Raw genomic sequence first — 14937 nt, forward strand, 5'->3', positions numbered from 1 at the left:
CACGAGAGAGGACAGCGTGGCCAACCCGTTCGTCTCCGTCATCAACCTCGGCTGCCGCGTGAACCGCGTCGAGAGCGACCATATCGAGCGCGAGCTCATGCAGGAGGGCTTCTCGCTCGTCGATCCCGACGAGGCCGAGCTCATCATCGTGAACACCTGCGCCGTTACCGGCGAGGCCGAGGCGAAGACCAGAAAGGCGGTGCGCCACGCCCTCGCGCGCGAGCGCTCGCCCTGGGTCATCGCCACGGGCTGCGCCGCGAACCTGCACCCAGACGCGCTGCGCGAGCTCTCCGACCGCGTGCGCGTCGAGCCCTCGAAGGTGAACGTCGTGGCGCGTGCGGCCGACCTTCTGGGCCTCACTATCGAGCCGGGGTCGGACGGGGCGCCGGCGCGCTTCAGGCAGGCGCGCGTGGGCGTCAAGATCCAGGACGGATGCAACAACCGCTGCACCTACTGCATCGTGTGGAAAGCCCGCGGGCCCGAGCGCTCCGTGCCGGTGGAGGCGGTCCTCGACCAGGTGCGTGCCGTCGAGGCGGCGGGCCTTCCCGAGGTCGTGCTCACGGGCGTGAACCTGGGGGCCTACGACGGCGTCGGGCCGCGCGACGAGCACGTCGAGATCGACGAGCTCGTATCGACCATCCTGCGCGAGACCGGCATCCCCCAGGTCAGGCTCTCCTCCATCGAGCCCATGGACGTGAGCGATCGGCTCATCGACGTCATGGCCGCGTCCGCGGGCCGTGTCGCCCCGTATCTCCACCTGCCCCTGCAGTCCGGCTCGACAGACACGCTCGAGCGCATGGGCAGGCCCTACAGCGCAGAGTCGTTTATCGAGCTCACGGACCGCATCAGGGAGCGGCTCCCTCGCGCCTCGCTCTCCTGCGACCTCATCGTCGGGTTTCCCGGCGAGACGGAAGGAGACTTCCAGGCGTCGCTCGACCTCTGCGAGCGCGTGGGCTTCTCGCGCATGCACGTCTTCCGCTACAGCGCCCGGCCGGGCACCGTCGCCTGCGATATGCCCGACCAGATCGACCCGCGCGTGAAGGAGGAGCGCGGACGGCGCGCCCGCGAGCTCGCCTCGGCGCTCGCGCGCCGCGACGCCCTCGCGCGCGTGGGCACCGTCGAGCGCACCGTGATCGAGCGTGGCTCGCGCGGGACGACCTCGTCGTTCCATGCCATCGGCGTGGAGGGGGCCCAAGGGCTCGCGCCCGCGATCGCCGACGTTGCTATCATGGGTGTCGAGGACGGCGGGTCGCTCGTCGGCCGCATCGTCGACGGCGGCCCTGCCGACAAGCGGAAAGGGGCATGATGGACACGGCTAGCGTGAGGCTCGGCATCCCCGAGGGCGTGGACGAGGCCCGCATCGTCGGCGGCGGCGACGCGCTGCTGCGCCAGATCGAGCAGCTCACCTCCGCCCGCATCGTCGTGCGCGGCGGCCAGATCGCCATCAAGGGCACCTCCGAGGAGGTCGAGATCCTCACAAGGCTCTTCACCTACCTCATCCGCGAGGTCCGCGACGGCGGCGCTCCCACCGAGGACGAGGTCGTGCGCGCGCTCTCGACCCTGCGCGAGAGCGTGATGGACATCTCGGGCTTTCGCGACGACATCCTGCTCACCTACCGTGGCAAGGCGATCCGCCCCAAGACGGTGGGGCAGAAGCGCTACATCGACGCCATCAGGTCCAACACCGTGACGTTCTGCCTGGGCCCCGCGGGCACGGGCAAGACCTACCTCGCCATGGCCATGGCCGTGGCGGCGCTCAAGCGCCATGAGGTGGGCCGCATCGTGCTCACGCGCCCGGTCGTCGAGGCGGGGGAGAGCCTGGGGTATCTGCCCGGCACCCTGCAGGAGAAGATCGACCCCTACGTGAGGCCGCTTTTCGACGCGCTCTTCGACATGACCGACATGGAGCGCGGCGGCGAGCTCATCGAGCAGGGCGTGATCGAGATCGCTCCGCTCGCCTATATGCGCGGCCGCACCCTGAACGACGCCTTCGTGGTGCTCGACGAGGCACAGAACACCACGCCCGAGCAGATGAAGATGTTCCTCACGCGCCTGGGCTTCAACTCCAAGTTCATCATTACCGGCGACATGACCCAGCGCGACCTCATGGGGCGCAAGGGCGGTCTCACCGATATCGAGGACATCCTCTCGGGCGTGCGCGACATCGCCTTCATCCACCTGGATCGCGCCGACGTCGTGCGGCACGCCCTCGTGGGGCGCATCGTCGAGGCCTACGATGCCTACGACCGCGCGCATGGAGACGCCGAGAGGCGCGGGCACGATGGAAAGGCGGCGAGGTAGCATGGCGGTTCTGGTATCCGTGGCGGACGGCGTCGAGCCGCTGCTCGATGCGAGCGAGGTCGAGGCGGCTTGCGCGGCCGTGCTCGACGCCGAGGGGGTCGCGTGCCCGGTCGAGGTCTCGGTGGCGTTCGTCGACGACGAGACCATGCGCGAACTCAACGCGACCTGGCGCGGCATCGATGCGCCGACGGACGTGCTCTCCTTCGAGTGCGATGCGCCCGGCGACCCGGACCTGCCGGAAGGCGAGCCGGTGGAGCTCGGCGACATCATGCTCGCGCCCGCGGTGATCGCGCGTCAGGCGCCCACCTTCGATGCCACGCCGGTCGAGGAGTGCCGCCTCATGCTCGTCCACGGCATGCTGCACCTGCTCGGCTACGACCACCTTGCCGAGGATGAGGCGAAGATGATGGAGGCCCGCGAGCTCGAGATCTTGCGCGCGCTCGCCGCCAGCCGCGGCGACGACCCGGATGCGGTGCGCATCGGTCCCACGACGCGCCACGAGGATGAAGGGTAGGGAAGGCCATGATCCCCGGTTCGAATAGGGAGCATCCCACGTTCCTGCGCTCGTTCGGCTACGCCTTCGAGGGCTTCAAGACCGCGGTCGCGACCGAGCGCAACATCAAGGTGCAGCTCTGCGTGGGCGCCGCTGCCGTCGTCGCCGGCATCGTCCTGCGCATCGACGCCCTCTCCTGGGTGCTCATCGCGCTTTGCATCGGGCTCGTGATCTTCGGCGAGCTCGTCAACACCTCCATCGAGGCCATCGTCGACCTCGCGACCCAGGAGCTGCATCCGCTCGCCAAGCGCGCGAAGGACATCGCCGCCGCGAGCGTGTTCACGCTCTCCGTGACCGCCGCGATCGTGGGCATCATCGTCTTCGCTCGCGCCTTCATGCTGCTTTAGCCCGGAAGAACGTAAACGGGTTCGAATGCCCCGCATCTGGGGCCGTCGATCCCGCCCCACCGCCCCATCGACGCACAGAGGAGTGCAACCATGACCGATATCGTCGAGAACGACCCGTTCGCCGACCTTTCCGACGAGGAGCTCGACGCCCTCGCCGCGTGCGCGCCGGCAGACGCCGCCCCCGGGGCGGCAAGCGGCCTGCGCAGCGGCTTCGTCGCCCTCGTGGGCAGGCCCAACGCCGGCAAGTCCACGCTCATGAACGCCTGCATGGGCACCAAGATGGCCATCACCTCGCCGGTGGCCCAGACCACGCGGCGGCGCATGTGCGGCGTGGTGCGCCGCGAGGGCCTGCAGATCGTCTTCGTCGACACGCCTGGCATCCACAAGCCGCAGGACTCGCTCGGCAGCGAGCTCAACAAGAGCGCGCTCTCCGAGCTCTCAGACGTCGACGTGCTGTGCTTCCTCATCGACGCGTCGAAGCCCGTGGGCAAAGGCGACGCCTGGATCGCCGAGCGCGTGGCCAAGAGCCCCGCGAAGCGCATCCTCGTGCTCACGAAGGCCGACCTCGCCTCGCCGGAGCTCGTGGCCAAGCAGGTCGAGGCGGCCCGCGCGCTCTGCGCATTCGACGACGTGATCGTCCTCTCGGCGACCGAGGGCTTCAACGTCGACGGCTTCATCGACCTCGTCGCGAGCTACCTGCCCGAGGGCCCCGAGTGGTTCCCCGAGGGCATGGCGACCGACATCCCCGACGAGACGGTCGTCGCCGAGTTCGTGCGCGAGAAGGTGCTTCTGCGCACGCGCGAGGAGGTGCCGCACTCCGTTGGAGTCGTCTGCGACGAGTTCGAGCGCAAGCGCGACCTGCTGCGACTTCACTGCACGATCTACGTCGAGCGTGACGGGCAGAAGGGCATCATCATCGGCAAGAAGGGGGCGCTGCTCAAGGCCATCGGCACCGATGCGCGCCGCGACCTCGAGCAGATCTTCGGGTGCCGCGTCTACCTCGAGCTCGACGTTCGAGTCCAGAAGAACTGGCGCACCGACGTGCGCGAGATCAGGCGCCTGGGCTACAGCGCCGATGACTAGCGCCGAGGCCCCGGCGGGCGCGTGCCGGTAGGGGAGGTGCCGCGGCATGGCGGGAAGCAGGACCTATCGCACGAGGGCGATCGTCCTCGACAAGACCAAGCTCAAGGAGACCGACCTCATCTACACCCTGCTCGACGAGAGCGGGCGCGAGGTGCGCGCCGTCGGCAAGGGCGCCCGCAAGCCGGGCAGCCGTCTTGCGGCGCGCTGCGAGGTGGGCTGTTCGGTCGACCTGCTGCTCGCCCGCGGTCGCTCGCTCGACGTCATCGCCGAGGCGCGCCTCATCGCCGCCCCGCTCGGCCCCGCGCCCACGATGGAGCTGCTCTCCGCCGCGAGCGCGCTCGCCGACGTGTGCCGTGCCTGCATCTTCGAGGACGCCCGGGACCCCTTCGTCTACCCGATCACCGAGCGCGCCCTCGAGGTGCTCGGCGGCCTTGCGGGCGAGGACGCGGGGGCGCACCTCGACGTGCTCGTGGCCGCCTACATCATGAAACTCCTCGCGCACATCGGCTACCGTCCCGATTACCGCGGCTGCGTGCTCTGCGGGGATGCGGACGTCACCTACTTCTCGGCTGCCGCCGGCGGGCTCCTCTGCGCGTCGTGCGCGTCGAGCATCGCCGGTGCCGAGGAGGTCGACGCCACGGTCGTCGGCTGGCTCCGCTCGCTCATGACGCTCAAGCTCGACGAGCTCGCCAGCGCCCCCATCGACCCCATGACGGCGACCTTCCTGCTCGCGCTCGCGCACGTGTGGGCGGCGACGCACCTCGACGTGCGCCTGCGCGGCCTCGAGTTCATGCTCGGCGTGTAGGGCCGCTCGTGCCTTACCCCGACCTCCCCGCATCTTATGACTTGTGCAGGTTACGAGGACGTTCGCAGTTGTGGTACCATTACGAGCTGTTGGTTTACCCGCACTTGGAGGTTCGCTGCACCGGCGGCTTCCCAGTGCCGGGCGGATACGAGAGAAAGGTGTGAACATGACCGTATCCAAGGAGCGCAAGGCGGAGCTCACCGCCGAGTTCGGCAAGAACGCCCAGGACACCGGCAACCCCAAGGTCCAGGTCGCCATCGCGACCGAGCGCATCCGCGAGCTCACCGAGCACATGAAGACCCACCCGAAGGACTTCCACACCCGCCGCGGCCTGCTCATGATCGTCGGTCGCCGTCGTCGTCTTCTGTCCTACATCAAGAAGAACGACATCGTCGAGTACCGTGAACTCATCGCGAAGCTCGGTATCCGCGACAACATCCAGTAAGTTGTGCATGCAGGAGCCCCGACGCGGGCTCCTTTTCATGTGAGGGCCGAAAAATCGGTCCTACGCCGTCCGGTCCCACGCCGGACCCGAAGAAGCCCGTACGCAACGGGGCGTACGGAGATGAAGGAGAGAAATGTCACTCGTTAGCAAAACATTCGAGCTCTACGGCAAGACCTACACGCTCGAGGCGGGCGAGCTCGCCAAGCAGGCCACCGGCGCCACCCTCGTCAAGCAGGGCGACACCACCGCGCTCGTGACCGTCGTCGTCTCGAAGGAGCGCAAGAACTACGACTTCTTCCCGCTCACGGTCGACTTCAACGAGAAGCTCTACGCCGCCGGCCGCATCCCGGGCGGGTACCTCAAGCGCGAGGGCCGTCCCACCGAGAAGGCCACCCTCACCGCGCGCATGATCGACCGCCCCATCCGCCCGAGCTTCCCGGACGGCTTCCGCAACGAGGTCCAGATCGTCGCGACCTCGCTCGTCGCCGACCAGGTGAACCCCATCGACGTCATCTGCACCATGGGCGCCTCGCTGTCGCTCACCTTGGGCGGCGTGCCCTTCGAGGGCCCCTTGGCCTGCGTGCGCATCGGCCGCGACAAGGAGACGGGCGAGTTCATCGTGAACCCCACCTATGAGGAGCGCGAGAACTCCGACCTCGATCTCGAGCTCGCCGGCACGCGCGACTTCATCTCGATGGTCGAGGCGGGCGCCGACGAGGTTACCGAGGACGACATGCTCGCCGCCATGCGCGTTGGCCAGGAGGCCATCGGCGCGTTCTGCGACGCCCAGCTCGAGTTCGTCAAGGAGTGGGAGCAGGTCAACGGCGCGATCGCCCCAAAGGAGTACGAGCTCGACCAGCCTGTACCCGAGGTCGAGGAGCGCATCTTCGCCCACTACGACGAGATGTACGCCGCGCTCTCCGATGCCGACAAGCTCAGCCGCATCGCGCACGTCGAGGAGCTTAAACAGCGCATCCGCGCCGAGTTCACCGAGGAGGAGCAGCTCGCCTGGGAGCGCGAGATCCCGGTGAACCTCAGGAAGCTTGAGAAGAAGGCCATGCGCACCATGGTCGTTGAGACCGGCGAGCGCGTCGACGGCCGCACGGCCGACGAGATCCGCCCCATCATGGTCAAGGACTCCTACCTGCCGCTCGTGCACGGTTCCGGCCTGTTCCAGCGCGGCCAGACCCAGGTGCTCTCCGTCCTCTCGCTCGGCATGCTCAACGAGGCGCAGCGCCTCGACACCATCGAGCCCGTCGACGGCAAGCGCTACATGCACCAGTACAACTTCCCGCCGTTCTGCACCGGCGAGACCGGCCGCATCGGCGCGCCCAAGCGCCGCGAGATCGGCCACGGCAACCTCGCCGAGCGCGCCCTTCTGCCCGTGCTGCCCGACGAGAACGAGTTCCCCTACGCGATCCGCGTGGTCTCCGAGGTCATGGAGTCCAACGGCTCCTCGTCGATGGCGTCCACCTGCGCGAGCTGCCTGGCGCTCATGGACGGCGGCGTGCCGCTCAAGCGCCCCGTCTCCGGTATCGCCATGGGCCTCATCCAGGAGGAGGGCAAGACCGTCGTCCTCTCCGACATCCAGGGCATCGAGGACTTCCTCGGCGACATGGACTTCAAGGTCACCGGCACCGAGAAGGGCATCACCGCGCTCCAGATGGACAACAAGGCCACCGGCCTCACGTTCGAGATCCTCGCGACTGCGCTCCAGCAGGCCAAGGAGGGCCGCGCGTTCATCCTCGGCAAGATGCTCGACGTCATCCCCGCCCCGCGCGAGGAGATGCGTCCGACCGCGCCGCGCATCACCACGGTCACCGTGCCCGTCGAGAAGATCCGCGAGGTCATCGGCAAGGGCGGCGAGACCATCCGCGGCATCCAGGACGAGACCGGCGCCTCCGTGGACATCCAGGAGGACGGCACCGTCTACGTCGGCGGCGTGGGCGACTCGGTCGACCAGGCCATCGAGCGCATCAAGCTCATCGTCAAGGAGCCCGAGGTGGGCGAGGTCTACGACGGCCGCGTCGTCACCATCCAGTCCTTCGGCGCGTTCGTGCGTCTGTTCGGCAACAAGGACGGTCTCCTGCACATCTCCCGCGTGGCCGAGGGCCGCGTGGAGCGCGTCGAGGACGTGCTGAACGTCGGCGACGAGGTCAAGGTCAAGGTCATCGAGATCGATGACAAGGGCAAGGTCTCGCTCGACCGCCTCGACAAGCCCAAGGCGCCCGAGGGCTCCGGTCGCGGCGACGACGAAGGCCGTCCCCGTCGCGAGTCGCGCGATCGCGCCGGCCGCGGCCACGGCGACCGTCCGCGCCGCCGTCCCGGCGACAACGGCAACCGCGCTCCCCGCCGTCATCACGAGGCATAGAGCGTATACTTCCTTTAAGGGAGCATGACTGAAGGCACATGGATGCTGCTCCATGTGCCTTCTCGCTTTTCGGGGGAGTTATGGCAACAAAGCGTATCGGGTGGGTCGATGCTGCAAAGGGCATCGCGATCATTGCCGTCATCATTTACCACACCAATTGCTCTCCTGCGATTATCCATTCATTGATGGGCTCATTTCAGATCCCGTTGTTCTTCTTTCTTGCGGGTTATACCTTTCACGTGCGTTCTGTAGGCGAGACTGCGCGTCGATCGATGCCGCGGCTGCTCATTCCCTGGGCGGTCCTCTCGGCGTACGGCTCGATGGCCTATAACTTGGCAGGAATGGGCTACGCAGCTCCGGACCTGGTCTTGACGACGTTCAAGGCGATGCTCCTCAATGTGAGCTACAGCGTGACGGGCCAGCTCGTCGTGGGGGCGAGCTGGTTTCTGCTCGCCCTCTTCGGCGCACGCCTCATGCTCGCCTTCGTTGCCGGTAGGCTCGACGGTTCCGGGCATCCCGACCTCATACTCCTCGTGGCGAGCGTCGCGGCGGGAGCGGTATCGATCGCGCTCTCGCGTTGGTCTAAGGTTGCGATCCCGTTGAACCTGCCGGCGGTCCTCATGGGATTCGCCTTCATGGGTTGCGGGCATTGCGCCCGCAGGATGGGCCTCTTCGACTTTGAGGAACGGTCCTGGGGCGTCTCGCTACGCTTTGTCTTTGCCTTGGCGCTGTGGGTGGCCTGCATGCCGCTATCGGATATGGACCTCGGATACGGGTACTACCGGGGTCTCGCGGTCGCGGCGCCCCTGGGCGCCCTCGCGGCGAGCGTCGCGATATGTACCGCCTGCGTCGAGTTCGAACGGCGTGTCCCCGCGCTCTCACATGTGCTCGAGGCCGTGGGCCAGAGGTCGATGGCAATCTATTGTGTCCACGCCGTCGAGATCGTCGGTCCTTGGAGCGTCCTCGACCCGGTCGCCGCGCTCCCCATGGGCTGGGTCTTGGTGCTCGCGTTCAGGGTAGCATTAGACTTCTGCCTCGCCTTGCATGTCTAGCTGAGGGCCTGCTTCCCATCGCTTCCGTTATTCCTGTGGTAACGGCAAGAGCGGCGGGCAGCGCGGTGAACTCTGGATACAATACCAATACTTATGACTAATCTGCACGTTTCGCGGGCGCGCAGTTCGCTATGCCCGCGTTTGGTTCGCTCAATCAGCTTGAAAGGAGCTTATCCTATATGGCGAAGAAAACCCCGCCCTTAAGGGTCATCCCCCTGGGAGGCCTTGATGGCATTGGCAAGAATATGACCGTTATCGAATGCGGTGCCGACATGGTGCTCATCGACGCGGGCCTCATGTTCCCCGATGATTCCCAGCCCGGCATCGACCTGGTGCTGCCCGACTACACCTATGTCCTCGAGAACGAAGACAAGCTGCGCGGTATTATCGTCACACATGGTCATGAGGACCACACTGGTGCGCTTCCGTACCTCTTGCAGGACCTCAACAACAAGGTGCCCATCTTTTCGAGTAAGCTCACACTCGGCTTTATCGAGGGCAAGCTCGCCGAGTTTCGCATCAAGGCGCCCAAGTTCCGCGAGGTTAAGAGCGGATCGCATATCAACCTGGGTGGGATTTCCGTCGACTTCTTCTCGATGACTCATTCCATCCCTGGTGCGCTTGGCGTCTATATCAAGACCCAGCAGGGCACCATTATGCACACGGGCGACTTCAAGCTCGACCAGACGCCCATCGATGGTGTCACGCCCGATTACGCCGCGATTTCTCGCTTTGCTAAGCAGGGCGTCGATCTGCTGCTTTCTGACTCCACCAACGCGACGGTGCCCGGATTTACCAAGTCCGAGGCCGAGGTTGGCCCTACGCTGAACGACGTCATCAAGAATGCTCCCGGTCGCGTTTTCGTTGCTTCGTTCTCGAGCCACATTCATCGTTTGCAGCAGATCTGCAACGCTGCCAAGGCCTGCGGCCGCAAGATCGTGGTCACCGGTCGCTCCATGCTTACCAACACGCGCGTTGCACGCGAGCTCGGCTACCTCAAGATCGACGAGCAGGACATCATCGATGCGTACGAGGTCAACGGCATTCCCGACGATCGCATCGTGGTCATGTGCACCGGTTCGCAGGGTGAACCGCTCTCGGCGCTTTCGCGTATGGCCAACGGCGAGCACAAGACGCTCTCCATCCATCAAGGAGACACGGTCATCATCTCCGCCACGCCCGTCCCCGGCAACGAGAAGGCCGTCCAGCAGGTCATCAACAGCCTGGCGAAGCTCGAGTGCACCGTGGTGGACAAGTCCACCAAGCTCGTGCACGTCTCGGGTCACGGCAGCCAGGAGGAGCTCAAGCTCATGCTCACCATGGCCAAGCCGACCTACTTCATGCCGGTTCACGGCGAGGCCGTACACCTGCGCGCGCATGCGAACCTCGCCCGCAAGGTCGGCATCGCCGACGACCATATCTTCATCCTCGACAACGGCGACACGCTCGAGATGCGCGGCGGCATCGTGCGCCGCGGGCCCGCGGTCGAGTCCGGTGTGGTCTACGTCGACGGCCTGCGCATCGGCGACACCGACCCCATCGTACTGCGCGACCGCCAGAAGCTCGCCAACGACGGCATGGTGACGGTTGTCGCCACCGTCTCGCTCAAGCGCAAGAAGATCGACGCGGTCGAGCTCTCGAGCCGCGGCGTCTCCTTCAACATCGACGACGAGTTCAGCGCGGACGCTGCGGCGTCCGTCATCAAGGCCATCGAGAAGGGCAAGTTCGACTACACCCGCAACGGCACGGGCGCGCTCAACAAGGCCGTGCGCGACTCCATCTCCAACTTCATCTGGAACCGCACGCGCACGCGCCCGATGATCATCCCCGTGGTAATGGAGGTCTAGGGTGGCATCTCGTCGGGGTACAGCTCAGACGGGCTCGAAGGCCAAGGCGCGTTCGGGCAAGGGCACGGCGTCCAAGCAGGCGCCCGCCCACCTGAGGGCCAACGCCAAGGCCGCCGAGGAGGCGCCGGTCGAGACGCTCATGACGGGCTCGACCGCCCACGACATCTTCGGCGTCGCCCTCGCCGTCTTCGCCGTCGCGTCGTTCATCGCGGTCGTGGCGCCCGCCACCGCGCCCATCACCGCTGCGCTCGCTGGGTTCTACCACCTGGGCTTCGGCCTCGGCGGCTATGTGCTGCCGCTCGCGCTGCTGCTCGTCTCCGCGCTCTTCTTCGTCCATGCCGAGCAGCTCCTCAAGGTCCGCACGGTCCTGGGGTCGCTCCTCATCTTCTTGGCCATCATCGCCTTCCTCACGCTCGTGGGCACGCCCGAGCGCATGGTGCTCGGGGTGACCGTCGGCGATGCCGAGCTCGCGCGGACCGGGGGCCATGTCGGTTTCTGGATCGCATCGGTCCTCGCGGCGGGGCTCGGCAAGGCGATCGCCGGGGTCGTGCTCATCGGCTTGGTCGTCGCGGGCGCCGTGATCATCGGCTTCTCGATCTCCGCGTTCACCGAGGCGTTGCGCGAGCGCGCCTACGACCTGCGCGAGCGGCGTCTCGTGCCGGTGAACGAGAGCCCGTGGGGCGATGAGGACGCGCTTTCGCAGGAGGAGGCGCCCCGTGCGGGCGGCGCCCGCCGCGCCGCCGCTCCCGATCCCCGCCAGCTGGAGCTCCTCGATGAGGACGGGGAGGCGCCGACCACCTATCTCGGCGACCGCGCGAAGACGACGCTCATCGCCGACGAGGCCGATGAGCCCGATGAGGACCCCTTCGTGGACCTCTCCGCGCAGATCGCCGCCGAGCAGGCCAAGACCACGCTCATCCCGGTTGCCGACCGCTATGTGGACGACACCGCTGACCATGGCACTGAGGCCTCAGACGACGAGGCGCCTTTCGAGGGCGCCGTCCTCGAGGCCGGGCGCGCCGCCGCGCCCGCCCAGGTTCCCGCAGCGGCGGAGGCTCCCGCGAGCGCCGCGCCGGCCATCCCCGCGTTCCTGCTGAACCCGCGCTCTCGCGCCACCGACCAAGCGGGCGGGGCGGGGGAGGGTGATGCCGCCGCCGAGAGCGTCTCCGCGCCCGGGAAGACCGAGGCTGCCGAGGACGCGCCGGCCAAGACCGCCGAGGACGCCGAAGAGCCCGAGGAGGGCGCGCGTGTCCTGCCCCCGCTCTCGATGCTCAGGCACAACCCGCATTCGGCGAGCTCCGCCTCCTCGGAGAAGGAGCTCCGCCAGACCGCCGAGTCGCTGCAGTCGACCCTGAACGAGTTCGGCCTGCATTCCCGTGTGGTGGGCTGGATCAGCGGCCCTACGGTCACGACCTTCAAGGTGCAGCCCGGCGAGGGCGAGCGCGTGAGCCGCATCTCCAACCTCGAGGACGACATCGCGCTCTCGCTCGCCGCGCAGTCGGTCCGCATCTTCGCGCCCATCCCGGGCACGTCGCTCGTGGGCATCGAGATCCCCAACCGCAAGCGCCAGAACGTGAACCTCGGCGATGTCCTGCCCTACGTGCAGGGCGGTCCGCTCGAGCTCGCCATCGGCCGCGACGCCGAGGGCGCCCCGATCGTGGCCGACCTCGCGAAGATGCCGCACCTGCTCATCGCCGGCACCACGGGCTCCGGTAAGTCCGTCATGATCAACTCCATCGTCATGGCGCTGCTCATGCGGAGCTTCCCCGAGGACGTGCGCCTCATCATGGTCGACCCCAAGCGCGTCGAGCTGGCGGGCTACAACGGACTGCCGCACCTCTACGTGCCCGTGGTCACCGAGCCCAAGCAGGCGGCGAGCGCCCTGCAGTGGGCCGTCTCCGAGATGGAGCGGCGCCTCAAGGTGTTCGAGCGCGTGGGCGTGCGCAAGATCTCGACCTTCAACGAGAAGCAGGCCGCCGGCGCCTTCGAGCACTACGACAACCCGCCGCAGAAGATGCCCTACCTGGTCATCATCATCGACGAGCTCTCAGACCTCATGATGGTCGCCGGCAAGGACGTCGAGGCGTCGATCGTGCGCATCGCGCAGCTCGGCCGCGCCGCCGGCATCCACCTGATCGTGGCCACGCAGCGCCCGAGCTCGAACGTCGTCACGGGCCTCATCAAGGCGAATATCACCAACCGCATCGCCTTCAATGTGGCCACCGGCATCGACAGCCGCGTCATCATCGACCAGATGGGCGCCGAGAAGCTCACCGGCTACGGCGACATGCTGTTCAGCAAGGTCGACTGGGGCAAGCCCAAGCGCATCCAGGGCTGCTTCGTCTCCGACGACGAGATCGCCCAGGTCACCGAGTTCGTGAAGGCGCAGGGCGAGGCCGACTACCACGAGGAGATCCTCTCCGCCGTGGCGCCTGCCATGATGTCCGGCGGAGGAGGCGGCGCGGCGGCGCCCCAGGACGACGACCCCCTCATCTGGGAGGCGGCGCGCCTGGTCGTCGAGTCGGGGCTCGGTTCGACCTCGGGTCTCCAGCGGCGCCTCAAGGTGGGTTACGCCCGCGCGGGCCGCATCATGGACATGCTCGAGGAGAAGGGCGTGGTGGGCCCGCCCGACGGCTCCAAGCCGCGCGAGGTGCTCCTCGATGAGGATGGCCTGGCCGAGCTCGAGGCCGTCGAGGCCCGCATGGCCGCCGACGACGAGTTTGGAGGGTACTGATGTCCGCCAGGTTCGGCACCATGCTCCTCGAGCGGCGTCGCCAGCGGGGCATGTCCATCCAGCAGGTAGCCAACACCATCAAGATCCGCCCGCAGATCATCGAGTACTTCGAGCAGGGTGATTTCACGGCTATGCCGCCGCGCGGCTACGCCCAGGGCATGATCGCGAGCTACGCGCGGTTTCTCGGCCTCAATCCGAGGACGGTGGTCGCGGCCTATTTCGAGGATCTCGACGCCTACGAGCGCGCGACCTCGCATACCGGCGGCCAGCTCCAGGACGCCGCGGGCATGGTCTCCGCCCGCTCGGAGAACCCCACGGGGCGCTTCATGGCGCTCGACGGCGGATCGCGGTTCGCGCAGCGGCCCCCGCAGGCGGGCTACGTGCCGGAGTCGCGCTCGGGGCATGAGCCGATTCGCGTGACCAACAACCCCTACCAGCGGCGCCTTCTCGGAAGCGGCGAGGGGCCCGCGGGTCGCAGGGAGCCTTCCGCGCCCTACGGCGCCGACCGGCTTCGCTCCCGTGGGCCCCAGGACCGGTACGGATCGTACCGGGGGCAGGATGGCTTCCGGCCCCGCACGCCCGACCGCGGCACGCGCGGCGGCATCGAGCGCACGCCCGGCAGGGGGCCTGAGCGCCCGCGGTACGGGACCGGCCGCCCGGACGCCCGCATGCGCCAGACCGGCAACGAGATCAGGAGGCGCTCGGCCGACATGCGGCGCGGCTACGACCGCCGGGAGCGCGACCGCTACCCCGAGGCGGATCGGCGCCGCAGCCAGGGCGCTCCGCGTGGCGGGCGCACGCCCGGGCGGGGAGGGGCGGCCTCCGCGATTGCCGGTCTCGACCCCAAGATCCTGCTCGGTGCCGTGGGCCTCATCGTCGTCCTCATGCTTGTGGTCGCCCTGCTCTTCGTGCGCAGCTGCTCGGCGCGTTCGACCGACGAGCAGGATCCCGCCTCCTCCACGGTCGAGACCGTCGAGGCCGTGACCTCACCGGAGGCGACGAGCCCCACCACGGATGAGCCCGCCTCGGCCGAGACGCCCGCCACCGACGAGGCCGCGAGCCCGGTGACCGAGCCCCAAGAGACCGTCGTCGCCGTCCACGTGGACGAGGGCGATACCTCGTGGGTCGAGATCAAGCTCGACGGCGCCTCGGTCTTCGCCGACAACGTCGTGGGCCCCTTCGACCGCGAGTTCACGGTCGAGCAGTCGATCGAAATCACCGTGACGAGCCCCGCCGATGTCGACGTCACGCGCAACGGCGAGGCGGTGAGCTGGGACACCCGTACCTCGGGCGTCGCGCGCGTCACCATCACCGCACCGCAGCCGGTGACGACCCCCGCCACCGACAAGGGCGCCGACTCCGATACGGACGACTCGGCCGCCGCGACCCAGTAAACGCA

12 protein-coding genes are annotated in these 14937 nt (G+C 67.7%); all 12 read left to right on the forward strand.

Translation table 11 applies throughout. The features are described from left to right. Positions 1 to 16: 16 nt before the first annotated feature. Entirely contained in the window at positions 17 to 1306 is a 1290-nt protein-coding gene (locus FS885_RS00120; RefSeq protein WP_144742933.1) for a MiaB/RimO family radical SAM methylthiotransferase, read from the forward strand. Continuing rightward, a complete protein-coding gene (locus tag FS885_RS00125) occupies positions 1306 to 2301 on the forward strand; it encodes a PhoH family protein (RefSeq protein WP_144742934.1) in 996 nt (331 codons plus the stop codon). Before FS885_RS00120 ends, FS885_RS00125 begins: the two co-directional genes overlap by 1 nt. Before the next feature lies 1 nt (position 2302). Continuing rightward, a complete protein-coding gene (ybeY, locus tag FS885_RS00130) occupies positions 2303 to 2815 on the forward strand; it encodes an rRNA maturation RNase YbeY (RefSeq protein WP_144742935.1) in 513 nt (170 codons plus the stop codon). A gap of 8 nt (positions 2816 to 2823) precedes the next feature. Continuing rightward, the gene (locus tag FS885_RS00135; RefSeq protein WP_144742936.1) at positions 2824 to 3201 is read left to right on the forward strand and encodes a diacylglycerol kinase family protein; all 378 of its coding nucleotides are present in this window, start codon (positions 2824 to 2826) and stop codon (positions 3199 to 3201) included. A gap of 90 nt (positions 3202 to 3291) precedes the next feature. Continuing rightward, the gene (gene era / locus FS885_RS00140) at positions 3292 to 4284 is read left to right on the forward strand and encodes a GTPase Era (RefSeq protein WP_144742937.1); all 993 of its coding nucleotides are present in this window, start codon (positions 3292 to 3294) and stop codon (positions 4282 to 4284) included. Between the two features lie 46 nt (positions 4285 to 4330). Beyond that, positions 4331 to 5089 carry a DNA repair protein RecO gene (recO, locus tag FS885_RS00145; protein WP_144742938.1) on the forward strand — a complete coding sequence of 253 codons (759 nt, stop codon included), beginning with the start codon at positions 4331 to 4333 and terminating at the stop codon, positions 5087 to 5089. A 166-nt stretch (positions 5090 to 5255) separates the two neighbouring features. Next, entirely contained in the window at positions 5256 to 5534 is a 279-nt protein-coding gene (gene rpsO, locus FS885_RS00150; RefSeq protein ID WP_144742939.1) for a 30S ribosomal protein S15, read from the forward strand. A 133-nt stretch (positions 5535 to 5667) separates the two neighbouring features. Then, entirely contained in the window at positions 5668 to 7905 is a 2238-nt protein-coding gene (locus tag FS885_RS00155) for a polyribonucleotide nucleotidyltransferase (protein ID WP_144742940.1), read from the forward strand. A gap of 80 nt (positions 7906 to 7985) precedes the next feature. Beyond that, entirely contained in the window at positions 7986 to 8957 is a 972-nt protein-coding gene (locus FS885_RS00160) for an acyltransferase family protein (RefSeq protein ID WP_186365711.1), read from the forward strand. 179 nt (positions 8958 to 9136) lie between these two features. Further along, a complete protein-coding gene (locus FS885_RS00165) occupies positions 9137 to 10804 on the forward strand; it encodes a ribonuclease J (protein WP_144742942.1) in 1668 nt (555 codons plus the stop codon). Positions 10805 to 10943: 139 nt separating this feature from the next. Further along, complete coding sequence (locus FS885_RS00170) at positions 10944 to 13538, forward strand: FtsK/SpoIIIE family DNA translocase (RefSeq protein WP_144743209.1); 2595 nt, start codon at positions 10944 to 10946, stop codon at positions 13536 to 13538. Then, positions 13538 to 14932 carry a helix-turn-helix domain-containing protein gene (locus FS885_RS00175; RefSeq protein WP_144742943.1) on the forward strand — a complete coding sequence of 465 codons (1395 nt, stop codon included), beginning with the start codon at positions 13538 to 13540 and terminating at the stop codon, positions 14930 to 14932. Before FS885_RS00170 ends, FS885_RS00175 begins: the two co-directional genes overlap by 1 nt. Positions 14933 to 14937 lie beyond the last annotated feature (5 nt).

The organism is Enorma burkinafasonensis (genome assembly GCF_902150035.1).
Taxonomy (GTDB): domain Bacteria; phylum Actinomycetota; class Coriobacteriia; order Coriobacteriales; family Coriobacteriaceae; genus Enorma; species Enorma burkinafasonensis.